This is a genomic window from Streptomyces sp. NBC_01497 (assembly GCF_036250695.1).
In the GTDB taxonomy this organism is placed as follows: domain Bacteria; phylum Actinomycetota; class Actinomycetes; order Streptomycetales; family Streptomycetaceae; genus Streptomyces.
On the sequence record NZ_CP109427.1, the window covers coordinates 8425659 to 8450969 of the forward strand.

General features: G+C 69.6%; 22 protein-coding genes and 1 pseudogene. 11 read left to right on the forward strand and 12 right to left on the reverse strand.

What is annotated here, in order from left to right; genetic code table 11:
* Positions 1–731 precede the first annotated feature (731 nt).
* Both OG310_RS35515 and OG310_RS35525 read left to right on the forward strand, forming a co-directional pair.
* Positions 732–1607 carry an NAD(P)H-binding protein gene (locus OG310_RS35515; RefSeq protein ID WP_329459961.1) on the forward strand — a complete coding sequence of 292 codons (876 nt, stop codon included), beginning with the start codon at positions 732–734 and terminating at the stop codon, positions 1605–1607.
* A 287-nt stretch (positions 1608–1894) separates the two neighbouring features.
* Positions 1895–2554: a restriction endonuclease gene (locus OG310_RS35525; RefSeq protein ID WP_329459962.1), complete on the forward strand. Its 660-nt coding sequence runs from the start codon at positions 1895–1897 to the stop codon at positions 2552–2554.
* Positions 2555–2645: 91 nt separating this feature from the next.
* Here the strand turns inward: OG310_RS35525 and OG310_RS35530 are convergent, their stop codons facing one another.
* Together OG310_RS35530 and OG310_RS35535 are read right to left on the reverse strand one after the other, a co-directional pair.
* Entirely contained in the window at positions 2646–3290 is a 645-nt protein-coding gene (locus OG310_RS35530) for a dihydrofolate reductase family protein (protein ID WP_329459963.1), read from the reverse strand.
* Between the two features lie 533 nt (positions 3291–3823).
* Positions 3824–4321 (reverse strand): MarR family winged helix-turn-helix transcriptional regulator, encoded by a 498-nt coding sequence (locus OG310_RS35535; protein ID WP_329459964.1) that lies wholly within the window; start codon positions 4319–4321, stop codon positions 3824–3826.
* Positions 4322–4436: 115 nt separating this feature from the next.
* Here OG310_RS35535 and OG310_RS35540 point away from each other — a divergent pair, with 115 nt between their 5' ends.
* On the forward strand, positions 4437–4757 hold the full coding sequence (locus OG310_RS35540; protein WP_329459965.1) for an FAD-dependent oxidoreductase: 321 nt from the start codon (positions 4437–4439) through the stop codon (positions 4755–4757).
* Here OG310_RS35540 and istB read toward each other — a convergent pair.
* Positions 4723–5493 (reverse strand): IS21-like element helper ATPase IstB, encoded by a 771-nt coding sequence (gene istB, locus OG310_RS35545; protein ID WP_329453874.1) that lies wholly within the window; start codon positions 5491–5493, stop codon positions 4723–4725. The two genes, OG310_RS35540 and istB, sit on opposite strands and share 35 nt — an antisense overlap.
* Positions 5490–6842: an IS21 family transposase gene (gene istA / locus OG310_RS35550; protein WP_443078513.1), complete on the reverse strand. Its 1353-nt coding sequence runs from the start codon at positions 6840–6842 to the stop codon at positions 5490–5492. The genes istB and istA overlap by 4 nt, the downstream gene beginning before the upstream one ends.
* A gap of 199 nt (positions 6843–7041) precedes the next feature.
* Here istA and OG310_RS35555 point away from each other — a divergent pair, with 199 nt between their 5' ends.
* Positions 7042–8358, forward strand: coding sequence for an FAD-dependent monooxygenase (locus OG310_RS35555; protein ID WP_329453872.1), 1317 nt, complete (start codon positions 7042–7044; stop codon positions 8356–8358).
* A 1522-nt stretch (positions 8359–9880) separates the two neighbouring features.
* On the opposite strand, the gene OG310_RS35560 is transcribed toward OG310_RS35555, so the two are convergent.
* Together OG310_RS35560 and OG310_RS35565 are read right to left on the reverse strand one after the other, a co-directional pair.
* Positions 9881–10318, reverse strand: coding sequence for a DUF2267 domain-containing protein (locus OG310_RS35560; protein WP_329453871.1), 438 nt, complete (start codon positions 10316–10318; stop codon positions 9881–9883).
* A 408-nt stretch (positions 10319–10726) separates the two neighbouring features.
* Positions 10727–11167, reverse strand: a complete 441-nt coding sequence (locus tag OG310_RS35565; protein ID WP_329459973.1) for an Hsp20/alpha crystallin family protein — start codon at positions 11165–11167, stop codon at positions 10727–10729.
* Between the two features lie 133 nt (positions 11168–11300).
* On the opposite strand from OG310_RS35565, the gene OG310_RS35570 reads away from it, so the two are divergent.
* On the forward strand, positions 11301–11957 hold the full coding sequence (locus tag OG310_RS35570) for a type III effector protein (RefSeq protein ID WP_329453870.1): 657 nt from the start codon (positions 11301–11303) through the stop codon (positions 11955–11957).
* A 520-nt stretch (positions 11958–12477) separates the two neighbouring features.
* Here OG310_RS35570 and OG310_RS35575 read toward each other — a convergent pair.
* Positions 12478–12870, reverse strand: a complete 393-nt coding sequence (locus OG310_RS35575; protein ID WP_329453869.1) for an ATP-binding protein — start codon at positions 12868–12870, stop codon at positions 12478–12480.
* An 832-nt stretch (positions 12871–13702) separates the two neighbouring features.
* Here OG310_RS35575 and OG310_RS35580 point away from each other — a divergent pair.
* The gene (locus OG310_RS35580; protein WP_329453868.1) at positions 13703–14041 is read left to right on the forward strand and encodes a MerR family transcriptional regulator; all 339 of its coding nucleotides are present in this window, start codon (positions 13703–13705) and stop codon (positions 14039–14041) included.
* A 252-nt stretch (positions 14042–14293) separates the two neighbouring features.
* The gene (locus OG310_RS35585; RefSeq protein ID WP_443078512.1) at positions 14294–15169 is read left to right on the forward strand and encodes a SigB/SigF/SigG family RNA polymerase sigma factor; all 876 of its coding nucleotides are present in this window, start codon (positions 14294–14296) and stop codon (positions 15167–15169) included.
* Positions 15170–15883: 714 nt separating this feature from the next.
* Here the strand turns inward: OG310_RS35585 and OG310_RS35590 are convergent.
* The 3 genes from OG310_RS35590 to OG310_RS35595 all read right to left on the reverse strand — a co-directional run bounded on the left by OG310_RS35590 (position 15884) and on the right by OG310_RS35595 (position 17674).
* Positions 15884–16057 (reverse strand): hydrophobic protein, encoded by a 174-nt coding sequence (locus OG310_RS35590; RefSeq protein ID WP_329453867.1) that lies wholly within the window; start codon positions 16055–16057, stop codon positions 15884–15886.
* 67 nt (positions 16058–16124) lie between these two features.
* On the reverse strand, positions 16125–16736 hold the full coding sequence (locus OG310_RS38665; RefSeq protein WP_443078811.1) for an MFS transporter: 612 nt from the start codon (positions 16734–16736) through the stop codon (positions 16125–16127).
* Between the two features lie 242 nt (positions 16737–16978).
* Positions 16979–17674, reverse strand: a complete 696-nt coding sequence (locus OG310_RS35595) for a type 1 glutamine amidotransferase domain-containing protein (protein WP_329453866.1) — start codon at positions 17672–17674, stop codon at positions 16979–16981.
* Between the two features lie 118 nt (positions 17675–17792).
* Here OG310_RS35595 and OG310_RS35600 point away from each other — a divergent pair, with 118 nt between their 5' ends.
* The 4 genes and pseudogenes from OG310_RS35600 (at position 17793) to tkt (ending at position 22993) form a co-directional block, all read left to right on the forward strand.
* Positions 17793–18749 carry a LysR family transcriptional regulator gene (locus OG310_RS35600; RefSeq protein WP_329453865.1) on the forward strand — a complete coding sequence of 319 codons (957 nt, stop codon included), beginning with the start codon at positions 17793–17795 and terminating at the stop codon, positions 18747–18749.
* An 813-nt stretch (positions 18750–19562) separates the two neighbouring features.
* Positions 19563–19890: pseudogene (locus OG310_RS35605) on the forward strand (IS5/IS1182 family transposase); the annotation flags it as partial.
* 100 nt (positions 19891–19990) lie between these two features.
* A complete protein-coding gene (locus tag OG310_RS35610) occupies positions 19991–20656 on the forward strand; it encodes an HAD family hydrolase (RefSeq protein WP_329453864.1) in 666 nt (221 codons plus the stop codon).
* Between the two features lie 99 nt (positions 20657–20755).
* Positions 20756–22993: a transketolase gene (tkt, locus tag OG310_RS35615; protein WP_329453863.1), complete on the forward strand. Its 2238-nt coding sequence runs from the start codon at positions 20756–20758 to the stop codon at positions 22991–22993.
* Between the two features lie 338 nt (positions 22994–23331).
* Here the strand turns inward: tkt and OG310_RS35620 are convergent, their stop codons facing one another.
* Together OG310_RS35620 and OG310_RS35625 are read right to left on the reverse strand one after the other, a co-directional pair.
* On the reverse strand, positions 23332–24168 hold the full coding sequence (locus tag OG310_RS35620) for a cytochrome c oxidase assembly protein (protein ID WP_443078511.1): 837 nt from the start codon (positions 24166–24168) through the stop codon (positions 23332–23334).
* A complete protein-coding gene (locus OG310_RS35625) occupies positions 24168–24734 on the reverse strand; it encodes a DUF2243 domain-containing protein (protein WP_329453862.1) in 567 nt (188 codons plus the stop codon). The genes OG310_RS35620 and OG310_RS35625 overlap by 1 nt, the downstream gene beginning before the upstream one ends.
* Between the last annotated feature and the right edge of the window lie 577 nt (positions 24735–25311).

Below are 25311 nucleotides of genomic sequence, written 5' to 3' on the forward strand. Positions count from 1 at the left end.
GCTCGGCCGGCCTCGGGCCGTCGCGGCACAGCCTGTCCCGGGATCGTCGCGGTCCGGCTGCCCCTACCGACGGCGCACACGTTCGCAGTAGCCCGGACCCACCGGGGCGTCCCGCCGCCCGGGTCCGACCAGTCGCAATCCGGGGAGACCGATGGAGAGGTGGTCAGAGGCCTCGGTGCCGACTGCGGCGATGCCGGGCGGCCCGACGGGGGGAGGCGACCCGGCCATGGCCGGACGGGTCGGAGCGTCCGGAAGGCATTGCGCCCGGCCTCGCTGCGGAAGCCCAGCGCCGGACCCGGGTTCTGGGCACATGGCGCCGCTGTCGGCCGGGTCCGGAGTGGGCATGACGAAGTGGCCGAATCGCTGTACGCGTGCGCCGGGCAGGCATGAGGCGGGAGGTGGCGAACCCGTGTTCTGAACGGATGTCAGGGCAAGCCGACCGGGCAGGTCGGCGTTGATCGCCCAGCCCTGGTGGGAGCGCGAGCTGGGGGCAGGTGCTGGGGCCGGTCGAGCGGTGCGCAGGGCTTGGAGCGCGCCTCCGTCCGAACCACCGGCCGTTGGCCTTCGCGCCGGCCCGGTGCTGGATGCGCATGGGGAGTTAGCTGCCTGGCCGCGGCGCCGCCCGTGCGAGCAGCGTGGTCAGGTGCGCGCGGTTCCATCGGGCTCGCTCTGACCACGGCAATATTCATGACCGAGTTGCATTTTTAACCTAGTAACGTTTTTATGGCGGCATGAACCAGACAGACACTCCCCCCGTGCTCGTCATCGGCGGGACGGGCCGGGTCGGCCGCGCGGTCATCGAACAACTCCTTGAGGCGGACGTGCCGGTCCGCGCCCTCTCTCGTCGCTTCGAGGTGGCGGCGACGCTGCCGGCGCAGGTTGAGTTCTTCACCGGCGACCTCACCGTGCCCGAGTCGCTCGACCCGGCCTTGAAGGGCGCCGGGGCGGTCTTCCTCGTCTGGACCGTCCCGCCGCGGACCGCCGCGGCGGTCGTCGAGCGGCTGGCAGCTCACGTGCGGCGGGTCGTCTTCCTCTCCTCCCCGCACCAAACGCCGCACCCCTTCTTCCAGCAGCCCAATCCCATGGCGGTGCTGCACGCCGGCATCGAGCGGCTCATCGCATCCACCGCACTTGAGTCGACGATCATCCGGCCGGGAATGCTCGCGTCGAACTCGCTGGCCTGGTGGGCGTCCGCGATCCGGTCCGGCGAGGTTGTCCGGTGGCCTTACGGGGCTGTCGAGACGGCACCGGTCGACGACCGCGACGTCGCGGCTGTCGCGGCGCGGACGCTCTGTCAGGACGCGTACGCCGGAGGCGACTACGTCCTTACGGGACCCGAGTCGCTGACCCAGGCCACGCAGGTGGGCGTCATCGGTGACGTCCTGGGGCACCGGATCGCATTCGAGGACATGACGCCGGACGAGTTCCGGAGCCTGTCGCAGGGCACGGCGCCCTCGGTTGTCGACATGCTGCTCGCTGCGTGGAGCGCGGCGGTCGGACAGCCCGCGTACGTCACCACTGCCGTGGCCGACATCCTCGGGACGGCGCCGCGAACGTATCGCCAGTGGGTGGCCGACCACGCCACCGCGTTCACGCAGGGCTCGTAGTCTCGTGATACCGCCGAACGGCGAGGGCGCCAACCTGGCCATGCTCGACGGATCCGAACTCGGTGAGTCGTTCGCCGCGCACCCGGACGACATCGAGGGCGCGTTCGCCGTTTACGAGCAGCCGATTGTTCGGCCGCAGCACCGCTGTCGCCGAGGAGGAGGCCGCGACCTCGGACGACACCGCGATCGCAGGTGGGCGTCGAGAACTGGCGTCGGGCGCAGGTGCAGGCGCTGCGCTACCCCTGACCCGGCCGGAGGCGCTGCATCACCGCGAGTTCGAGTGCGCGGTGCGGGACCTGCTGGAGCGTGACGGCTGCCGGGACGCGGCACGAGTCGGTGGGGTGAACGATAGGGGAGCGGACGTCATCGCCACGGAACCGCTGGGCCGGTGCTGGGTCATCCAGTGCAAGCACCGCCAAGGGGGCCTGTCGGGCAAGCCGGTCGGTACACCGGATCTACAGGTCCTCAACGGCACGGCCCGGCAGTTGCACGGCGTCGGCATCGCCGTCCTGCTCATGAACGGCCGCTACACCAAGGGGTGCCTGCCGCCTGGCCAAGAGCCAGCGCCTGCACCTGGTCGACCGCCGCACGCTGGGGGAGCGGGCGGTCGGCTCCCCACCGCCGTGGGATCTGCTGCGACAGCTCCCGCCGCCGCGCGAGGCGTCGTAGCTGACGTAGCACCACCTGACGGTCCTGAGCGGGCCTTCGGCACGGGCAGCCCTCTGCGGTATCGGTCTGGCCTCGCAGGATGGCGCCGGCCACTGAGGCAGAGCGGATCGCGACCGAACGACGGCGGTGCGGCGCGGCCTGATGGATCTGGACCCCGACGCGCCTGCGGCCCATTGCTGCACCCGCCCGGCACAGCACCGGGCTGCCTGTTCATCCGTGTGGGGGCGGCCCGGCGCCCACGGAAGTGGACCCGCCGGCCGCCAGGTCGACCCGGCTGACCGCCTGAGGCGTAACTCGAACGGCTCGTCTCTGGGTTGCCCCGGGTGGCAGAAGACAAGCTGCCCGGGACGGCGCTGAGGGGCAGTCACGTCACTCTCGCCAGAACATGTGGTGCGTCACCCCGCTGGGACTGGGAACGACATCCAGGTGGAATCGGTCGACCAGTTCATCGGGGGACTCCCAGAGTCGCACGCCGGACCCGAACTTCACCGGCGAGACCGCCACGTGCAGGGTGTCGACGAGGTCGGCGTCGAGAAACTCCCGGATGGTGGTGGCCCCGCCACCGAGCCGGACATCCCGGCCCTGGGCCGCCTCCTTGGCCTCTCTGAGGACCGTCGCAGGGTCGCCATCGACGAAGTGGAACGTGGTGTCGGAGAGTGTGAGCGAAGGACGCTTGTGGTGGGTCAGGACGAACACCGGGGTGTGGAAGGGAGGTTCGTCACCCCACCAGCCCTGCCACTCATGGTCCTTCCAGGGCCCGCGCTGGGGACCGAACTTGTTGCGGCCCATGATCTCGGCGCCGATGTTGCGCGGGTAGTCCCGCGTGAGGTAGTCGTCCAGGCCCCGGCTCCCCCCGGGGTCGGTGCGCATGGGCCAGCTCGCCGTGGCACCGGCCCAGGCGAACAACCTCTCGGGCTCGACATGACCGAACGGCCTATCGAGGGTCTGGTCCTCACCGGCACCGATCCCGTCACTCGAGACGTTGAAGTTCTGGACCCTCAATAGCTGGGCCATGCGTTCCTCCTGTGATGGGGCGATACCAGTGGTGAGACTCTCCGGGCCAGGTAATCTCATCGCCGCCTCCGTGACTGCTCAGAACTCGGTCAACCAGCGTACTGACCTCTGAGGTTCACGCAGTTGGGCCGATACCCGTGGTGAAGCGCCGTGGTGAGGCGCGTCACCTGCGGAGCCTTGGTCGATTCGCTGGTTCGTCGAGGAAGCCTGAAGGAGCTGTCGCAGACGGCTGCGGGCGCATGCGGTCACGTCATTTCTTGGGCTCTGGCGCAACGTCTGTGGTAGCGGCAGGCCGAGTACGGAGTTCAGATCGGAGATAGTCCAGTACGGGTGGTAAAGGCGAGCGGCCAGTCGTCTGCTGTCGGCCGCCCGTTCAACAAGCGCTACGCCGCGTCGACTGCTTGCCTGCTGAGTTCCTCGAAGGAGACGCCCCAGCTCTCCCCCCAGGTATCCAGGTTGTGCGCGCAGTGCACACGCCGCACGAACAGCGACGAGGGGTGAGGTGGCTGCGGGACCGGGCGTGGTGTCTTTGGTCAGTCTTCGCTCTCGGGTGGGGTGCCGCCGGCGGCGACGGCGTCGAACTGTGTGCTCAGGTCGCTGGTCAGGCGGGTCAGCAGGCGGATGAGCTCGGCGCGGTCGTGGTCCGGCCACTGGGCGAGCGCTGCGGCGAACCATCCGTTGACGATGGTGGTGTAGCGGTCGACGATCCGCCGCCCGGAGGGTGTCAGGGCGATCAGGCGGGCCCTTTGGTCCTCGGGGTCGGTAACGCGCTTGATGATCGCCCGCTTTTCCAGGCTGTTGAGGTGGCGCGTGACGTGAGGTCCGACGACCTGCATGCGGGTGGCGATCTCGCCGACCCGCAGCGGGTGTTCGGCGGCGTTCAGGAGGACCAGAATCGTCATGGCAGGCCGGTCCAGTGCCAGCCCGGCGTCCTGGACGGCCTGCTCGTAGAGCTGTCCGCGATTGAGCAGGGTCCGCAGCTGCAGCAAGTGCGGCAGCAGTCCGGTGGTCGCGTCGCTGAGCGGATCCATGTCCACACTCCCTTAATGGATACCTAACCTAGGTATATTATCTCCTCCGGAAGCCGACCTCGTGGGGGGATCGGACCGCCGTCATTTATGATACCTAAGGTAGGTAATCAACGTCATGAACGAGCCCACTCGCACCACCGCGAAGGTGACCACGACCGACGTCCTGATCATCGGCGCCGGCCCCACCGGCCTGACCCTGGCCTGCGACCTGGCCCGACGCGGTGTCAGCTTCCTCCTCCTGGAACGCTCCACCACGCCCAGCACCGCCTCCCGCGCCAAGACCATCCAGCCCCGCACCATGGAAATCGCCGACGACCTCGGCGTAGCCGGGCGCGTCCTGACCGAGGTGTCGGCGTACGGCTTTAGCTCCCCAGTTGCGTACAGACGAACGTCCCCAGGTGTCAGGCCACTTCGGTCTCTCGCTCGAGGGCCTTGAGGCGGTTCTTCAGCCGGTAGCTGTTGCCGTTGATGGGGACTACTTCGCAGTGGTGGAGGAGGCGGTCGAGGATCGCGGTGGCGAGGACTTCGTCGCCGAAGACCTGGCCCCATTCGCTGAAGGTCTTGTTCGAGGTGAGGATGATCGAGCCCTTCTCGTAGCGCTTGGAGATCACTTGGAAGACCAGGTTCGCCTCGGCTCGCTCCAGCGGCTGGTAGCCGACTTCATCGACCACCAGGACACTCGGCCGCAGGTAGGAGCCGAGTTTGCTGGTCAATCTGCCGGCGGCCTCGGCGGTCTTGAGGTTGCGGACCATGTCGTCGAGGCTGGTGAAGTAGATCGAGTAGCCGGCCCGGCAGGCCGCGACCGCCAGCGCGACGGCGATGTGTGTTTTGCCGACTCCGGGCGGCCCGAGCAGGGCCACGTTCGCCTTGGCCTCGACGAACGACAGGGTCGCGAGGTCCTTGATCTTGCGCGGGTCGAGCTCGGGCTGGAAGGAGAAGTCGTATTCGTCGAGCGTCTTGTGGTGCGGCAGTTTCGAGGTCCTCAGGCCGCTGCGGAAGCGCCGGTCGTCGCGGACGGCGAGTTCCTCGGAAAGCACCAGGTCGAGGAAGTCGAGATAGCCCATCTTCGCCTCATCCGCCCGCCGGGTGTACTCGTTGACGGCTTCGGCCAGGTGGGGCAGGCCGAGCTTGGCGGCCGTGGTGCGGATGCGGTTGCCGGTCAGCTCGCTCAAGACGTGTCCTTGCTCTGGGAACGGGTGGTGAAGGGGCGGGTGCCGGTCAGCTCGTCATAGACCGACAACGGCCGGCGTCCGACCTCGATCCGGCTGGCCGCGGCCCTGTTCAACAGGGCCTGCAGCGGCCCGGATTCCTCACTGCGGGGACGCCCTTGGCGGGGTTGGAGCGGGATGTCGCCGGTGGTCGTCCGGCGCCCCTTGCCGGTGGGGAGGCCGTCCCAGTGCTTCTCCTCGACGACCCGCGCTCCGCGGCCGACCGCCCGCGGGTGCATGGCCAGCAAGGTCTCGCCGCTGGTATCGGGGGCGGTCGAATACAGCATGACCTGCGACTTCGTAGCGCGGATCTCGATCAGCTGGCGGGGTCGGACCTTGCGGGCGGGTACTGAGTAGAGGTTGCCGCCGAAGGCCACCAGGCAGTCCTTGCCGACCGGTCGCAGATGCCTTTCGGCCACCAGATACGGGGTGGGCGGCAACGGTCGTAGAGCCGCGTGATCGCGGGCAGCCCGCTCGCCGATGACTTCCCGGTGCGTCTTGTGGATCTGAGCCCGCCGGTGCGGCACCCACGCGGTGAACGCGGCGTCCATCTCATCGGTGGAGGAGAAGGCCCGCCCGGACAGAACATGATCACGGACGATCAGAACCTGGCGTTCGACCCGGCCTTTTCCGGTGGGCCGGTAGGCAGCCAGCACGTCGATGTCGAAGTCGTAGTGGCCGGCGAATCCGGCCGCCTCCGGATGCAGGGGAACCGCCTCACCAGGAGCGACGTGGCGGCGGACGACGGTCTTGGTGCGGTCGTAGACGATCGTCATCGGCGCCCCGCCGAAGTGCGCGAACGCCCGCCGGTGGCAGTCGAAGAACGTCTGCAGGTCCTGGCTGCTGGTAAAACAGCAGAACGGATCTCGCGAGTACGACAGGACCATGTGGAAGGAGTAGACCTTCGGGATGCCCATATGCGCGAGGATCTTCCCCTCGTCACCCCAGTCGACCTGGGCCTGGGCCCCCGGGATCACCTCGAACCGGCGGTGCATGCCCGCCAGTTCCCGCGGCGTGATCCCCAGTTCCTCGGCGACCCTCGGGCGGGCTTTCTGAACGTAGAGCTTGACCCGCTGATAGTTGCCCGTGAACCCGTACTCCCTGGCCAGCCGCTCGTGGATGACCGCGGCCTTCATCAAGATCTCTGCCCGGAGCATCGAATCGATCAGCGGCGCGAACTCGTCGATCACCCTCGCCAACGACCGCCCGTTCGTCGACCGCCGCGGCGGAGTCGCCGGCCCCGGTGCCGAGAGGTACTTGCGGACCGTCTTGCGGTCCAGCCCGGTCTCCCTGGAAATCTCCGACAGGCTCATCGCCCCGGACTCCAAGAGGCCACGAAAACGCCGCAGTTCCAACCAGCGACGTGGATCCAAAACCATCGCCGACCACCCTTCGCCACCCACACCGACATGCAGCAGAGTGCCGAAAGCGGCCCCTCAACACGTCAAGAACTGGGGACGTTCATCCGTACGCGGGTGGGGACGTTCATGTGTACGCCGACACGAGGGCCGGGTGAACGTCCCCACCCGCCGCTACGACGGTGAGCGGGTGGTCTCAGAGGCGGTGGAACTCGCCGGAGGGATGCACACCACGGACGCCCCCTACCCGCCGGTCTGGCTTTCCCAGCCGCGGTTCGAGCACATCCTGCGCGAGCGCCTGGCCGAGCTCGGCGGAACCATCCGCTGGGGAAGCCAGGTCACCGACCTCCAGCAGGACGACGACGGCGTCACCGCCACCATCGAGACCACGGCCGGGCCCGACGCGGGCGTAAGCGTCGTCCACGCCCGCTACGTCGTCGGTGCCGACGGCGGACGCAGCACCGTCCGCGCACTGGCCGGCATCGCACTGCACGGCACCTCCCTGACCGACCAGCGCTGGCACCTGGGCGACGTACGCGTCACCGGCCTCTCCCGCCACTGCCAGCACCTGTGGACCAGCAAGAAGGACGGCCTACTGTCCCTGTTCCCGCTGCCCGGAACCGACCTGTGGCAGTTCCAGGCCTCCATTCCCGCCGACCGGGCCGAGCCCGAGGAGCCGTCGCTTGAGCTGTTCCGCCGCATCTTCACCGAGCGCGCAGGAGTCCCCGGCGTGGTCATCCAGGACGTCTCATGGCTCTCCCTCTACCGGATCAACGTGGTCCTGGCTGACCACTACCGCTCCGGGCGGATCCTCCTGGCCGGCGACGCGGCGCACATCCACTCCCCAGCCGGCGGCCAGGGCATGAACACCGGCATCCAGGATGCCTACAACCTCGGCTGGAAGTTCGCCGCCCTCCTCGACGGCGCGGACCCGGCCCTGCTCGACACCTACGAGCACGAACGCCGCCCCGTCGCCCGCAACGTCCTGGACGACAGCACAACCCGCCTGGAAAACGTGATGCGCGCGGCAGCCGAGAGCGAAGGCGCCTCCGCCCAGCAGGGGCTCACCGACGACCACACCACCGGCTTGGGCATCTCCTACGCTGACAGCCCGCTCACCCACGGTCCCGGCGCGGGGGTCCGCGCCCCCGACGCACCCTGCCGCGATGCCGAGACCGGCCGCCCCACCCGGCTGTTCGACCTGCTGCGCGGCCCCCACTGGACCCTGCTCTCCTTCGGGGGCACCGTCGTCCAGCAGGCCCCGGGCGGTCCGCGTATCGTCCGGGTGAGCACCGACCTGGCCGCCAACGATGCCGGCGCCGTCATCGACACCGACGACATCGCCCACCACGCCTATGGAGTCACCGGCGACGAACTCGTCCTCATCCGCCCCGACGGCTACATCGCCGCCCGCCGCCCCGCCCACGACCTGCCCGGGGTTCTCGCCCTGGCGGCCACCAACGGCCTGTGACCCGCCGAGCAGGACGCGCGGCGGACAGAACCGAAAGTCAGCGATCCTCCGCGACATCGCCGGATGATCCGGGGCGCCGGACCCACGAAGCTGACCCTTGTCATCAGTGGATGCTGATGCCAGGTGCGAGCAGGCTGGTGAGCTCGGCGATCGCCCCCCGAGGTGGGGCTTGAAGGGGCGGCGGACGTTCTCCGTCCTGTTGTGCCTCGCCTTGGCCATCAGCATCAGCAGGGCTCGCCCCGGCCCCGCCGAGGTGCGTCAAGCCCGGAGTGGCGCCACTCGTGGAGGTCTCCGCCTGCCCCAGGCCCGTGGACCGCGGTGTGCTCGTCCAGCAGCGCGCGAGCCCGGCCGTAGGCGGCCGGGCAAGGCCGGTGTCCGGGCGGCCGACTCACGCGAGCCGGCCGACAGCCTTGCCGGGCCCTGGGCGCCGGGGGGCGACGAACCCGCCCCTGGGCGCGGCGCTTGGGCAGTCACGGCAGGAGGGCCGTGCCGCCTCCCAGCACACGGTCCCCAGCGAGAAGTCCTTGCGCCTGGCCGCTGCGTCGAACCGTGCGCTGGGCCCACCTTGCCTCAACGGACAGCGGCGGCCGGCCACGTCCAGGTGCTCGACGTCGACCTCTATCCTTCTCTCTCGCAGGTTCACCTCCCGGCGAGGGATCAGCCGGTCGATCGCCACTTCGACTGGGCCGAGGTGTCGGAGTCCGGCGCGGTGACCGCTTCGCCCACGCCGGAACCGCCCGCCCGCCGCGCCCACTCCATGCCCGGTTTCCGTAGCGTGCCCGGTAGTGCGGGGGTGAGCTTCGCCTGGCGCAGGTCTTCGAATCCTGTACGCGAGCTTCACCCTGGCCGGGCTCGACCTGGCCGTCGACCGTGATTGGTTCAGTGCGTCCGCGGGGTACCGGCCGGCCGGAGCCTTCGCGAAGGTGGGCACCCGCGCGGGCGTCAGGAGGCGGCTGTCCACGGTCGGCTCGGCCCTGTGTCCCGCCGGCGGCCCATTGACGCGCGCACCTGCTTCCCCAGCAGTTCGTCCACCGTCGTGCACGTTGCCTGCAGCGGGGTGAACTCAAGCAGGATGAAGCCGGCAGACGAGCACGCACCCCGGGCTGCGCCGTGGAGCCTGTCGCGACAGGCACGGTCCGCGACGGGGCTCCCCGTGTCCGACTCGGGCACGATCGGAACCGCTCGGGCGTGGTTGATGCCTCCGGAGTGGACGCTCGGCGCGGCGGCGCGGCGTGAACACTGCGGGTGAGGCGCTGACCTGGCTGAGACAGGCGTCCGACAGCCGACCCGCGGCGGTGGTGGCGGCAGTGCTCGATGCCACCAAGATCCCGCCCACGTGATGTGGGCCCGCGTCCTCGGACATCTCGGAAAACGTCTGACTGGTCCACGCCAGAGCGGGGTTCGTCGTCAGCGGACGATGCCGCAGGTGAGGCGGAGTGGGCCGCGACAGAGGCCGGCGCAGCCATCTGTCGATGGTGGCGGTGGTGTGGTTCGAGCGGTGTGGTTCGAGCGGTGTGGGGGGTCAGGCGGCTTGGAGGAGTTCGGCGCGGCCGAAGAGGATGGCGTAGCCGGAGGGGAGGTGGGTGAGGATGTGGTCGACGGTGGGGCCGGCGAGGTGGGCGACGACGCCCAGGACGGAGCCGACGTCCCAGCGGGTGGTGGCGGGGGTTCCGCCGGTGCGGGTGGCGAGGTCCTTGACGAAGGCCCAGCCTGTGAGGGACTGCGTCTGCGTTCCGGGGTTTTGCGCGGTGAGGATCCGTGCGGCTTCGTGGGGGAGATGGGCCGCGAGGTCGACGCGGTCGTGGTGGGTGAGTTGGCGTCCGAGGGCGGTCAGGACATCAGCCGTGACGGCCTCGGCTCTTTCGCGGGTGGGGTAGGCGCCGTTGTAGCGGACGCGTTCCAGCATCTGCGTGTACGACATGGTCGTTTCGCTCGGGGCCTGCTGAGAGGTGAGCTGCATCGGAGGGTGGGCCTTTCGCGGTGTTCGGCGGGGGACGTGGGGCATGTGCGGCAGCGGCCTGGGCCGGCCCCGGAGCGGTGCGGGGCAGCTTGCCGCGGGGGAGTGGTTGCCCGGCGGGTTGGCGCAACGAGCTGAGTCAAGCGTCGATGTTCGGAGGCGCGGTCGGCATTTTTCTCGTCTCGTGCCGGCGGATCCTGAACGGACCCTTCGCGGTGAACGGGCCGGAGGGCCGCGGCGGATTCGGCGGGCGGGCTCTGTAGTGCCCGCCGGGTCCTGCTCTTGCCTGAGGGCTGCGAACCGCCGTGCCCGAGGGTCATCTTCCCCGGGGGACTGGCGGGAGGGGTGCGGAGGACGGGCCTTGGGACGAGGAGAGGGGCCCGTCCTCCGCTGTGGCTTTGAGGCTGGGTTTCAGCCGCGGATGGCCTTGCGCTGTGAGCCGGGGGTGATGGAGATCTTGCGGGGCTTGGCGCGTTCGGCGATGGGGATGCGCAGGGTGAGGACACCTGCGTCATAGCCGGCGTTGATCTGCTCGGTGTCCAGGCTGTCGGCCAGCATGACCTGGCGTGAGAAGACGCCGAGGGGGCGCTCGGAGAGCTCCCTGTGGACCTCGTCGCTGTTGGCGGCGGGGCGGCGTTCGGCCTTGACGGTGAGCATGTTGCGCTCGACGTCGATGTCGATCGCCTCGGGGTCGACGCCGGGAAGATCGAGGGCGATGACGTACTCGTCGCCTTCGCGGTAGGCGTCCATCGGCATCGCCGAGGGCCGCGACCAGGTGCCGGACGACCCGTTCACCAGAAGCTGCTGGGTGAGCCGGTCCAGCTCACGGAAGGGATCGGTGCGCATCATCAGCATCAGAAAACACCTCCATGTGCGATCGGGCTGTTCTTGCCCGTGCCCTGTTGACTGCTCCTGTTGTAACATGTCATCAAGACGATGACAAGTGATGGTGTCGCCTGTCGGGTGACACAAAGGGAGGTAGCTCATGACCGCGGCCGACCAGGACCCGTCGCCCCCTCCCACCTCCTTCCTGGCCGCCAAGGAGGCTTTGAAGACGATCGAGGACGCCGTCCTCGCCGCCCAGCAGTCGGGGTCCGGCGGGCGGTCGGAACCTGGAGCCGGGGCGGACCAGGTGCTGGCGGCGCTGCTGCTGCTGCGCCAGATGCGCGATCAGCTGGCGGGCTGGGAGTCGGGCCTGATCGAAACCGCCCGCGAGGCCGGTGCGAGCTGGGCCGACCTCGCCGAGCCCCTCGGCGTCGCCAACCGCCAGTCCGCTGAACGCCGCTATCTGCGCCTGCGTCCCGGAGCCCCCGGCAGTACCGGCGAACAGCGTATCCAGGCCACCCGCGACCACCGCGCCGCCGAACGCACCGTCACGACGTGGGCCCGAGGCAACGCCGGCGACCTACGCCGGCTCGCCGGAGCGATCAGCGACCTGACCGATCTCCCGGACGCATTCCGCCGGCCCCTCGTGCGGGCACTCGGCCAGGACGACGTCGCCGTACTCCTTACCCCTCTGGCCGCCACCCGCGAGCATCTCGCCGCGAGTCACCCGGATCTGGCCGCCCGCCTGGATTCCCTCACCCGCCACACCGACGACCTGCGCCAAGCCAGCGGGGACGAACGCCACCCACACCGGTGACACGGCCCGCCGGCTACGGGGCCTTTCCCGCTCTCGCCGCCACATCGAGCACGGCTCATGACCTGTGGACCGGCGCTCGGGTGGGGCGTGATCGGCGTGCGTTCCCGGGCGATCGGTCGCAGCTCACCGAGACGGCGGACGCTGCGAACGCCGGTTGTCCGGACGAAGTCCCGCGTCCTCGTGGTCATGGGCGTGCGCGCGTACGCCAGTGAGGAGGTGATCGCGACGGTTCCCGCGAATCCGCCGCATTCTGGCTGATGTGCTCCATGGCCCGGCGCGGCCCGGCGCGGCCCGGCGCGGCCCGGCGCGGCCCGGCGCGGCCCGGCGCGGCCCGGCGCGGCCCGGCGCGGCCCGGCGCGGCCCGGCGCGGCCCGGCGCGGCCCGGCGCGGCCCGGCGCGGTACGCGCGTCGCCTTTGGTGCGTCGCCGCGATGGCCCTCACGGCATTGGAAGACGCTCACGGGGATCCACCCCACCGCCCGCCATCTGCTGTGAACGGGGTTGGCGCCTTGGCGTTGGCTTTAACGGGGGAGCAGGGCGCTGACGGTCTTGCCGCCGGATGGCCGGTGGGTCACGTTGGTGGAGTGGGCGAGGTCGTTGACCATGCCCCAGCCGAAGCCTCCGCCTGCGCCGTCCAGGTCGGGGGTGCGCATGCGCGGCGCCTGCGAGCTGGGGTCGTCGACGGCGACCTCGATGAGGTCGGGGTGGGCGGTGAGGTGGAGGGTGTAGGTGCCGCCGCCGTGTCGAACTGCGTTGGTGACGAGTTCGGAGACGACCAGGACGACGCTGTCGGCCGCATCGGAGGCGATGGCCGGCTGCTGGAGGGCTTCGAGGAAGCCTCGGGTGCTCTCGCGTGCGTCGGCGACGGTGGCCGGGGAGTGGACGGCCGTGGTGTTGCGGCAGATCGTGTCCATCTGGTCCCCCTGGTCTCTGGTTCGTCAGTGCCTGTCCCTGCGTACCCGCGGTTTGTGCCCTGCCGGGGCAAATCTCAACCCTTGCGGAGCGCGATTGCCTCACTGCTGGGCTAAGGGAAATCTGTGTCGGCTGGAGTAGACATTGGGGGGTGGGCGTGGTTATGGTTTCTCTCGTAGCCGAGATCGAGCGAGGGCCCGGCAGAGATGAACTGGCGGGCAGTTGTGCAGCAGTTGCAGTACGCAGGACGGTGCGGTGGTGGAGTTTCGAAGCCAGGGTTGTCGCAGGACGGCGACGGGACTGACGACCGCACCGGGTGGCCCGCGGTGATCAGGGGCCGCCGCCAGTAGCAGTGCGGTTCAGCAGTACCCAGCAGTACCCAGCAGTGAAGTCACAGAGCAGCACCTTGGTGAAGGCGTCGGCTGCGGGCGCGCGCACCGGGAGGTTCGGCAGTGGGGTTCCAAGCCAGGGCAGATGCACGACGGGCGACGGGGCTGGCTGTCGAAGAGTGGCGCTGTCACAGGTCACCGAGCAGTACGCATCACCAGCAGTATCGGCAGTAGGTACGTGATCGCTGAGGGAAGAACGGAGGAGTTGAGCGCCATCAGGATCGCCCGGGCGGAGTCCCAGAGCCCGGGTACCGCAGGACATCGATAGTGGGGTGGTCTCCGGTCAAGCAACCGCGATCCCCGCATGCCCCGTCCTCTCCCGGACGGTCGTGCGGATACAGAGGGCCGGCGCAGTATGAGGGCCGGCGGATGGTGTAGCAGTTCCTTCGGGGCCCTGGTGCCAATGGCACCAGGGCCCCTCCGCATGTTCCACGAGAGAGGTGCGATGGCAGCAGAGGTCTCCTACGGCCGTCTCGATGACGACGACTATCCCGCCTACACCATGGGCCGGGCCGCGGAAATACTCCACACCACCCCCGCTTTCCTGCGCGCCGTCGGCGCGGCCCGCCTCATCACACCCCTGCCATCCCAGGGCGGGCACCGCCGCTACTCCCGCTACCAACTGCGCATCGCCGCCCGCGCCCGCGAACTCGTCGACGCCGGCACTCCCATCGACGCCGCCTGCCGCATCGTCATCCTCGAAGACCAACTAGCAGAAGCCCAGCGGCTCAACGCCGAACACCACCGCACCGCTCAAGCCCAGGCCCCGTCTACCGCGCTCTGATACGGCTGGGACCTGCGGCCTTGCCTCCGCCACTTTGGTTCCTTGCCGCACACGCACGATGGCCGGAGGCCTGAGCGCGGCCGCGTCCCGGGTGAGCCTCGACCGCTGCGCGCAGGACGCTTCAGCGGCTGGCACCCGGCGCCCGCAAGCCTGGTGGCCCGGGGTCGATGACCTCGCGAAAGAGGCAGGTTTACTCGGCCGTGTGGGGGATAGCGGGGGTAGCGCCGATCAGCGTTTGAGGAGGTTCACCGTATGTCTGCCGGCTCCGCTCTTCCCGCCCCCGATCCCGCCCCCACGTCCGTCTCCGTGTTGACGATGGGTGAACTGCCGTGGGTGGAGGACCCCCAGGCGGTCGCCCCGTCCGACGCGCGTGCGCTGTCGAAGGTGTTCTTCGACCGGTTGCAGAGCGTGGAGGAGGGGACGCGTGAGTACGCGTACGCGCGCAACACCCTCGTCGAGATGAACATGACCCTGGTCCACTATGCCGCCAAGCGTTTCCACCGCAGGGACCAGATGGAGGACGTGGTCCAGGTCGGCATGATCGGCCTGATCAAGGCCATTGACCGCTTCGATCTCTCCCGCGAGACAGAGTTCACCACCTTCGCGATCCCCTACATCGTCGGGGAGATCAAGCGGTTCTTCCGGGACACCAGTTGGGACGTGCACGTCCCGCGGCGTCTGCAGGAGCTGCGGGTGGAGTTGGCCAAGGCCCGTGACGTCCTGCACGCGCGCCTGGATCGCGATCCGTCGGTCGCCGAGCTGGCCGCGTACGTGAAGCGGCCGCAGGAGGAGGTGGCCGAGGGCATCATCGCCGCCAACGCCTACAGCAGCGAATCCCTCGACATGCCCTACGACAGCGGCGACGGGGCCCGGGGCCGCAACGTCAGCCTTTCCGAGTTCACCGGCGCCCTCGATCCGGGTATGGAACTCGTGGAGGACCTCACGTCCCTCGCCCCGCTCATCGCCAAGCTCGGTGAACGCGATCGTCGGATCCTGCACATGCGCTTCGTCGAGGAGATGACCCAGTCCCAGATCGGTGAGGAGCTCGGCGTCTCGCAGATGCACGTCTCCCGACTCCTCGCTCGCGCGATCAAGACGCTGCGCGCGGGCCTGCTCACCTGTCAGTGAGTACTCCCTTCGTTACCGTGGAGGGCCGGTCGCCTGCCCGGTTGTCCGGGTCAGCGCGGGTACCGAGTGTTCGCTGTGAGAGTGGCAGGGCCTGCGGAGGTCGGGTCACGCAGGGGTGGGGCCCGCCGAGTCCAGCGGGCCCCACCCCTGCGTGTGACGCTGAGCTGTGGCGGACGCACGCGGATGAGCCAGCAGTTCTGGGGAGAGGTGGGCAAACGGACCCGGTGGAGCACGAGTCGGCGTCCGTCGAGCCTGTGGTGGACATCCCCGATGGCCGTCCTGCCGGAGACCGGGATGAAGGGCGGGTCAACGAGGTTGACAGGGCGCCGGGGCCCGAGGCGCCCCCACCGGTTTACTTTCGCGGGCCCGTCAATATGGCCGACGCCCGTGTTCCGGTCACCCCGCCAATAGCGGCGGGGTCGGTCTGCCGACGTACCGGGATGGGCGTTTGCCCCCCGGGCGACCAATTCCTGAACAGAGCTTCGGGCCTTGTTGGAAATGCGATTAACTGCCTTTCCGGCAAGGCCCGGATACGCGAGGGCGTCCGCCGCGTTGGAGGAGCGGTTCCCTATCGCTGCTACGAGGGCCGTCCCGGCCACTTCTGCGACTACCCGACACCGTGCCTCCCACCCGTTGCGTGAGGGGAAACAGACAAATGGTGAGGGCGGCCCACCGGATCCGGTGGGCCGCCCTCACCACTGCGCATGGACGCTTCTACCAGCGGTACCAGCGGCTTCGCTTGCCACCGCTGTGCGCGGCCGGGCGGATCAGGAAGCCCAGCGCCCACACGACGAGGACGATGATCGCGATCCACCACAGCAAGTGCAGAGCGAAACCCGCACCGGCGAGAATGAGTGCGAGAAGAAGAACGAGCAGAATGGGAACCATAGTTATTACCTCCGGAACGCCGTGTGCCCCCGCTGGGCGGCGCCATGTGCGGGAAAATCGCTCTCTCTTATCTGATGCGTACGTACCGCTGACCGCTGACCGCACAGGCCAGGCGCACAGGCCAGGCGCACCGGCGACCGCGGAGGCGCTCCTGACGCGTTTCCGCCGGGGCGATCTCGTCGCAGGCGAGCGGTGCGGGGGCATCGAATGCGGGACGACGGTCGCGTTCTCCTGCGCGGGCGACGGCGAGGTAGGCGTGGCGCGAGCAGGTCGAGTGACCCAAGGGACCATCGCGAGGTGTCGGCTTCATGTCAGTGAGCTTGTGGCAGCGACGGTTGACCTGGAGAGGCAGTTCTACGGTCGGTCGCCCCTGTCCGCCCGGCTGCCGAGGGCTTGGTGCTGTGCGCCTTGACCGCTGGCATGGAGCTGTACATCCCCAAGGTGGGTTCACCGCCATGTAGGTGGTACTTCGCAAAGGAAGACTGTCGGCGAGGGCGCCCAGCACGGACCCGGCCACGGTGACGGCCAGCACGGCGAGCAGGACCTGCCGCCTGCCGTGCCGGCCGCCCAGCCTGCTGAGCAGCGGCGTGCCGACGGCGCCGGGCAACAGTGTCGCCGTGGCGAGCCGGCTGATGTCGGTGGCCGAGGCGTTCAGGTCCTGCTGGAGGTGCCGAGGCAGGCACCGTCAGCGTCTGCACCATCGAGACCATCGTCGCGCCCGGCCCGAGGGCGAGGGCGAGGCCCCGCCCGCCGCGCGGCGGGCGGCTTGCCACCCTGACCGCGGCACGCCTGGCAGCGGGTCTGCTGCCGGGGATGGACGGGATGCGGTGGGCGGGGCATGGGGTGTCCGACCCGCGGTTCGGCGTTGTCATGAGTGGGTGTTCCCATGTTCGCGAGTGGTGTGCCGGCCGGGTGGATGGCTCAGCTGAGGGTCTTGAGGAGAGCGGCTGCCAGGGATGCCGAGGACTGGGGGTTCTGCCCGGTGTGCAGGGTGCGGTCGATGACCACGTGCGGCGCCCAGGGCTCACCTGCGGAGTACTCGGCGCCCAGGGCGACGAGACGGTCCTCCAGCAACCACGGCAGGCCGTCGGCCAGACCTGTGAGCTTCTCCTCGGCGGAACTGAAGCCGGTGAGCCGGTATCCGGCGAACGGCCAGGTGCCGTCCGCCTGCCGCGTCGCGAGCAAGGCGGCCACCCCGTGGCACACCACGGCCAGCGGTGTGCCCCCGTCCAGGACGGTACGCAGGAGCCGGGCGGAGTCGGCGTCCCGCGAGAGGTCCTGCATCGGTCCGTGCCCGCCCACGTAGAAGACAGCGTCGTAGTCGTCGGGATCGACGTCTGCCAGGAGGAGCGGGTGGCTCAGCCCGGCGACGCCGTTCAGCGCGGCAGCGGCCGCGGCGGCACCCTCGGGGCCGCCGTTGACCTCCGGCCGCAGGCTCGCGGGGTCGACGCTGGGCTCGATGCCGCCCGGCGTGGCGATCGACACCCGATGGCCGGCCTCCGTGAAGGCGCGGTGGGGCACCGTGAACTCCTCGGCCCAGTAACCGGTGCGGTGCTTGCTGCCGTCAGCCATCTCGAGGTGGTCGGCGCCGGTCATCACCATGAGTATCTCTGCCATGCCGTGTGTGCTCCCTGAACGTCCCGGGTTTACCGGGATGGAGCCGCCGGTGGACCGGCGGCCTGACATGGACGACACTAGGCCGCACACTCATCGGCAAACCAATAGGAAGCCCGACATGAACCATCAGAATTCCGATGTATCGCGAGGTGTGCCCGGAACTCGCCCGTCCGATGGCGGGTCGCTGGACCTCGGCCTGCTGCGGACCTTCCTGGCCGTCCACCGGGCCCGCTCGCTCACCGGCGCGGCACGGGCCCTGGGCATTTCTCAACCCACTGTGAGCGCGCAGGTACAGGCCCTGGAGCAGCAGTTGGGCCGCCAGCTCTTCGAGCGTCTGCCGCGCGGCGTGGCCTCCACCACGGTGGCCGACGCCCTGGCCGGCGAGATCGCCGCGCCGCTCGACGCGCTCGCGGCCGTCGCGGACCGTGGACGCTCCGACGCGGAGGCCCTTGCCGAACCGGTCCATCTGGGCGGCCCCGCCGAGATGCTCTCGGTGCTGGCGTTGCCCGCCCTCGCGCCGTTGACACAACACGGTGTCCTGCTGCGCGTCACCGCCGGACTCGCTGACGAACTGCTCGACGGCCTGCACGCCGGCCGCTTCGACCTGGTCCTGTCGGCCGTGCGGCCCAGGGGCCGCTCCCTGAGCGCCGTTCCGCTCATGGACGAGGAGTTCGTCCTCGTCGCCGCACCGGCATGGGCGGAGCGGATCGGGCCGCTCAACTGCAAGGATCCGGGGCCACTCCAGGGTGTACCGCTCGTCGCCTACGGCGAGGACCTGCCGATCCTGCGCCGTTACTGGCGCCACGTCTTCCGTACGCGCCTGTCCGCACGGCCCGCCGTCGTCGTCCCGGACCTGCGCGGTGTCCGGGCCTGCGTCGTCGCGGGCGCGGGCATCACCGTCCTGCCCCGTTACCTGTGCAAGGACGAACTCGCCTCCGGCACGCTGCTGGCCCTGCTCTCCCCGCAAGACCCACCCATCAACACCGGTTTCCTGGTCGAGCGTGCCGGTGCCCTCCCCCGTCCCGCGCTTGTCGCCGTGCGGACGCACCTCGTGCGGGCAGCCCGCTCCTGGTAACAGCCCGCGGGTTCACGCACGCACTCGTCGCACAGCGGCAGAAGACACCTCCGCGCTTACTGACCGCCGTGCGCGCACCGGCCCTGTGGGTCCGACCTTAAGGCCCGAGCCCTGGCCGTTCTGCACCCTCGCTCAGCCCGCGGACGAACATGACATCGGCGACAACCTTCCCTTGCCACGGCTGGGCCGTCACCGAGAGCTCTCGCCGGTAGGGAGCAGGCTGGTTGAGCTCAGTCATGGCCTCCGCCAGGGTCGGAAGCAATGTCGTTGTCGACGCACACGCCAGTAACGCGGGACCCGCCACGTGATGTGCGGATCTTCCGTCATTACGGCACGGCACGGCACGGCTCTGCCCAGCGGCGTAAGGCGATCACCGAAGCCGAGCCGGACCGGGCCCCGCGAACAGAACCACTCAGCCTGGCACAGGCAGGCGGCTGTGCAGTGGTGAAGGCCCGGCCGTCTCGGAACGCCTGACGGCGGGCGTGTCTCGTCGTCGAGGCGGGGGAGCGGTTGCTTCCGGGCTGGGTGGTTACCAGTCGAGTGGGAGCGGTACGAAGGGAGCGTCTTCCGGTGCGGCTTTGCGGGCCGCCAAGGCGGTCCTGGCGGGCTCGCCCGCCCGGAGGCGCAGCCGGGGGGAAGGGTAGTTCGAGTGTGTCGGCGAGTGGGGTGGCCGCGTCTTCGCCTCCAGGGCCCACTTGCTGGCGGCGTATCGATCGCGGCAGGCTGCGCGGCCCACGCCGGCTGAGGGCGGCCAGGCGGCGGCAGATCGACAGTCGCTGCCGACAGGCCACCCAGACGCCTCCGCGGCGTCCTCTCATGCCCCTGCTGGACACAATTTCGCCATATCCGTGGCTTATGCGGCCGGCCGCGCCACCAGCCCCGGCGACTGTTCGCGGACCGCGGCTACGACACGTACCGCCGCCTCATTCGGACGGCGGGTTGCACCGAAGATCGCGCGCCGCGGAGCCCCGCACGCTCCGGCCTGCGCAAGACCCGCTGAGTGGTCGAGCGCACGTTGGCCTGGCTCCACCGGTTCAAACGACTCCGCATCCGCTACGGAATACGCGCCGAACTCCACCTCGCACTCCTCCAACTCGCCTGCAGCATCATCTGCTTGAGACGACCCCGAACCTCATTCTGAAACGATCAGTGAGAGCCGGGAGCCGGTGTCCGCGCCGAGGATCGTCTCGCTCGTCTCGCGGGCTCTGTGTGGGCACCGGGTCGGCGGGTACTCGGCGGACGTGACCGAATCCGCAATCGCCGTTCTCGACATCGACGGCACGCTCATCGACTCCAACTATCAGCATGCGCTCGCTTGGTACCGGGCACTGCGCTCGGTGGGGGAGACCCGTCCGGTGTGGCGGCTGCACCGGCTGATCGGGATGGGCGGGGACCAGGTGGTCACCGCTGTGGGAGGCAGGGAGCTGGAACGTCGGGCGGGCGACCGGGCCCGCGAACAGCAGGGCAAGGAGGTCGACGCGCTGCTGGAGGAGATGGCGCCGTTGCCCGGTGCGCGCGAGCTGCTCGTGGCCATCAAGGAACGCGGTCACCCGCTGGTGCTGGCGAGCTCCGCTCAGCAGCGCCACGCGGACGTCTTCCTGGACAAGCTGGACGCCCGCGACATCGTCGACGCGTGGACCACCAGCGCCGACGTCGAAGCGTCCAAGCCTGCGCCGGACCTGCTGCGGGTGGCGCTGAGGAAGCTGGGCGCGCCGCCCGACGCGCCGAGTGTGATGGTCGGCGACTCGGTGTGGGATGTTGAAGCGGCGAAGAAAGCAGGGATGCCGGCGATCGTCGTGCGTTCCGGCGGCTTCGGTGACGACGAGCTGCAGAAGGCCGGCGCCGTCGCCATCTATGACACCCCCGGCGACCTCGCGAAGTCGCTGGACGACACCCCACTTGCCTGACGCTCCTGCCGCCCCAGGACCGTGCCCCCATGTTGCATGCCAGGTCCGGCCGTACGGTTCGAGCGTCCACCGCCCACCCTTGAGGGAGCACCGCAACAGATGACCGCCAATGAGACAGATCCCGACACCGGGGCGAAGAGTACCCGCCCCGAAGCACCCGCCGAAGCCGCGAGCGACGCGCCCACCGGCCATCCCTTCCAGCCGCACCCCACTCTCCCCGAAGGGATGGGCGACCTCGACCGGCGCGCTATCGACACCGTGCGCGTGCTGGCGATGGATGCCGTGCAGAAGACCGGCAACGGCCACCCCGGCACTGCGATGAGCATGGCTCCCACGGCTTACCTCCTCTTCCAGAAATGGCTGCGCCACGACCCGAGCGACCCGAACTGGGTCGGCCGTGACCGCTTCGTCCTGTCGATGGGACACTCAAGCCTCACCCTTTACATTCAGCTCTTCCTCTCCGGCTACGGCCTGGAGGTCTCCGACCTGCAAGCGCTGCGGACCTGGGGCTCTTTGACGCCGGGCCACCCCGAGGTCAATCACACGCCGGGGGTGGAGACCACGACCGGCCCGCTGGGCCAGGGCGTCGCCAACGCTGTCGGCATGGCGATGGCCGCTCGTCGCGAGCGCGGTCTGCTGGACCCCAACGCTCCCCTGGGCGAGAGCGTCTTCGACCACACGGTCTGGGCGTTCGCCTCCGACGGCGACCTCGAAGAAGGCGTCAGCGCGGAGGCGTCGTCGCTGGCCGGGACCCAGGAGCTGGGGAACCTGGTCCTGGTCTATGACGCCAACCGGATCTCGATCGAGGACAACACCGATGTCGCGTTCACCGAGGACGTCGGTAAGCGGTACGAGGCCTACGGCTGGCACGTGCAGCACGTCGACGACGGCGAGGACCTGGCTGCGGTTGATCGCGCGCTGGCCGCTGCCCGGGACGAGGCCGGTCGCCCGTCGCTGATCGTGCTGCGGACGATCATCGGCTGGCCCGCACCGAACAAGCAGAACACCGGCGCGGCCCACGGCTCGGCGCTGGGCGAGGACGAAGTCCGGGCGACCAAGGAGATCCTCGGCTTCGGCCCCGACATGGCGTTCGAGGTCGCCCCGGAGGTGCTGGAGCACGCCCGCCGGGTCGCCGAGCGGGGCGAACAGGCGCACGCGAAGTGGCAGCAGGGCTTCGACGCCTGGCGGGCCGACAATCCCGAAGGCGCCGCTCTGCTGGAGCGGCTGTCCACCCGTCGGCTGCCACAGGGCTGGGCGGACGACCTGCCGGCCTGGGACGCCGATCCGAAGGGCGTGGCCACCCGGAAGGCCTCCGGCGAGATCCTTGCCGCCCTGTATCCGGTGCTGCCGGAGCTGTGGGGCGGTTCGGCCGACCTGGCGGAGAGCAACAACACGGCGGTCAAGGGGGAGGCGTCGTTCCTGCCCGCGGACCGGCAGACCAAGATGTGGTCGGGCGGCCCGTACGGGCGCACGCTGCACTTCGGCGTCCGCGAGCACGCCATGGGCGCGATCATGAACGGCATCACGCTGCACGGCGGGACCCGCGTGTACGGCGGTACGTTCCTCACCTTCTCCGACTACATGCGCGGTGCGGTGCGGCTGGCCGCGCTCATGCAGCTCCCGGTCACCTACGTGTGGACGCACGACTCCATCGGACTGGGCGAGGACGGCCCCACCCACCAGCCGATCGAGCACTACGCGGCGCTGAGGGCCATTCCCGGCCTGGACTTCGTCCGCCCGGCCGACGCCAACGAGACCGCGGTGGCGTGGCGCACCATCCTGGAGCACAACGACCGCCCGGCCGGGCTCTCGTTGTCCCGGCAGAACCTGCCTGTCTTCGATCGCACACGGTTCGCGTCGGCCGAGGGTGCCGCCAGGGGCGGCTACGTGCTGGCCGAAGCCTCCGGCGGCACCCCCGACGTCATTTTGATGGGTACCGGCTCCGAGGTGCAGATCGCCGTCGCCGCCCGAGAGGCCCTGGAAGCCGACGGCGTCCCCACGAGGGTCGTGTCACTGCCGTGCTGGGAGTGGTTCGCGGCCCAAACCCGGGCCTACCGCGAGGAGGTGCTGCCGCCCACGGTCCGCGCCCGGGTGAGCGTCGAGGCCGGCGTGCCGATGGGCTGGCGCGAGTTCGTCGGCGACGCCGGCCGGATCGTCGGCCTGCACCACTACGGCGCCAGCGCGGCGTACACCGTTCTGTACGAGCAGTTCGGCCTCACCGCTGACGCAGTCGTCGCCGCGGCCCGGGAAAGCCTCGCCGCCGTCGTGGCGCCACCGGTGGCCCCCACTGGCCCGGACAGTGCCGGCGTCCTGCACACCCCTACCGCCGATCGCTGACCGCGTCGCCCGCGCCTCCCACCCAGCGAGCCCGAAAGGCACTGCCACGGCACAGAACGACAAGCCGGCGTGTCTCCCGGAGGGGCACACGACACCGACGCCGATCGGGCCCGTGGTCACGTGACGGCTGCCATGGCTGCGTGCCCAGGCCCTGATCGGCGCCGACGAGGAGCTGGTGGTCATCCGTGCCGAACCTGACCGCGCCAGGTGCGTGATCGTTGATCGCGAAGGTCCGGTCCTGATCGAAGGACCCCTGGAGGTCGTCTGTGATCGTCGAGCCGATGACCCTCCTCGCTCGGATGCCGGGACGGGCGCAGATGCGAACGACCCGGGATCGCTCAGCGCGGGGTGGCGGTGGCACTCAGCCCGGCGGGCCGTGACCGGGTGGCTGCCGTCCGGGTCCGCGGTTCGGGCCGCCACGTGGTCACCAGCGCACCGGCAAGCAGGAGTTCGGCGATGTCCCCGCCGTAGTACATGATCTCGGCGCCCTGTTGCACCTGGCTGATGGGGGAGTGGATGTCGATGAAGAATCCGCCGTACATGGCCTCGGCGATCAGGGCGTGAACGGTGATCGCGGCGCCGAGGCAGACGATCCGGGCCGGTACACCTGGCCGGGCGGGAGCTGGGTCGGGGCCTGCGATGACGTGGGCGAACAGGCACCCGGACGCGAAGAAGTGTGCGTCCATCAGCCAGTGCCCCGGGGTGTGCGCCATGGCGGTGTTGTACAGGGGGGTGAAGTAGAGCACCCCCAGGGTGCCGGTGCTGAGCGCGAGCGCCACCACGGGGTGGGCCAGGGCTCGCGCGGGCAGGCTGTGCAGTACCGCCGTCACTCGCCGCGCCCGAGCAGTCGGCAAGACGCGCAGCAGGAGTGTGACGGGCGCGGCGAGGACCAGCGCCAGGGGAGCGAACATGCCGATGAGCATGTGCTGGGCCATATGGCCGCGGAAGTCGGTGTGCGCGGCAGGACCCAGTGGTGGAAGCAGCGCGACGCCGAGTAGGGCGAGCCCGACGACGAAGGAGGCCGAGCGCCAGGGGTTCCAGCCCCGAGCGGGATTGCTGTGTCGTGCTCGGCGTGCGGCCAGCAGGTAGCCGCTCCCCACCGGGAGGAGGACCAGCGCGGTCAGTACCGACCCCACCAGACCGCCGTCGCTGCCGTCGTGCCGCATGCCGTCCATCAGGCCCGGCCTCCGGCACGCCGGGAGCCGTGTGGTGCGTCAGGATCGAAGGGACGGCCACTGCGCTGGAGGAGGTAACCGCCGATGATGAGCGATCCGCCCAGGACGAGGAAACCGGCATCCCACCACGCCTGGTAGGGGCCGCCGTGGACGTGGTGGATTCCCAGGATCTGGTGGTCCAAGATCCCCTCGACCAGGTTGAACAGCCCCCAGCCCGCGAAAATCCAGCCCCACAGCACCCGTGAGGCCCACACCGCCCGGCGATTGTTCGTGACTCGTGCATAGAGGATCGCCAGGCCCAGGAGGACGGCGATCCAGCACACGGCGTGGAAGATGCCGTCCCACACCGTGTTCATTTCCAGTCCCGACACCGTTTTCGGGTTGTAGTACTTCACCCCGATGCGGTCGTGGTTGGTGCTGGTGAGCATGTGGTGCCACTGCAGTAGCTGGTGCAACAGGATGCCGTCGACGAACCCACCGAGTCCCACTCCGAGGATGAGCCCCGGCGACTGCAGACTGTTCGGCACCGCCAGAACTGGTCGGGCTTCGTCTGCCGTGCCGGCCATCGCCTGTTCTCCGTCCGGTCGACAGTGCGCGTGGGATCATCTCGACACGTCTTCCCGCCCCGCCTGTCCCCTTCACTCACTGCCGGAATGCTTCCGCCGTTTCGCCCACACCCGGACTGCCCCAGCATGGGTTGTGTCGGTCCGCTTTCTGTCTCACAGCCGAAACGGACACCGAGGAGGATCAACGTGTCGGGACCCTGCACCGAGGCTTCTCCGTCGGATGATGTGCCACTGCCCCTCTTCAGCCCGAAATCGGATGCGCTCCGCGAAGTGGTGGGTCACCGCGAAATCACTGAGAGCCCGTCCGCCCGATCGTGTTCGGAGCCGGCTGATCAGTGCGGTTGCTGTTGCGGTACCGAGGAGACGCGTCCGGGATCGGTGGGCTTGCACCCACCGCATCTGGCGCTTTGCCCACCGTGTACCGCCGAAACGTCCGTTCCGCCGCGTGGGGCACACGGGCAGGCAGGGGCCGTATGGGGAAGGGCGGGGTGTCGGTCAACGGGCTCAGGGGGTTGGTGTGTCGCGCACTGCGTGCGCGTGTCAGCCAGAGGGTTCGGTGACCGAGCTGCCAGAGTGG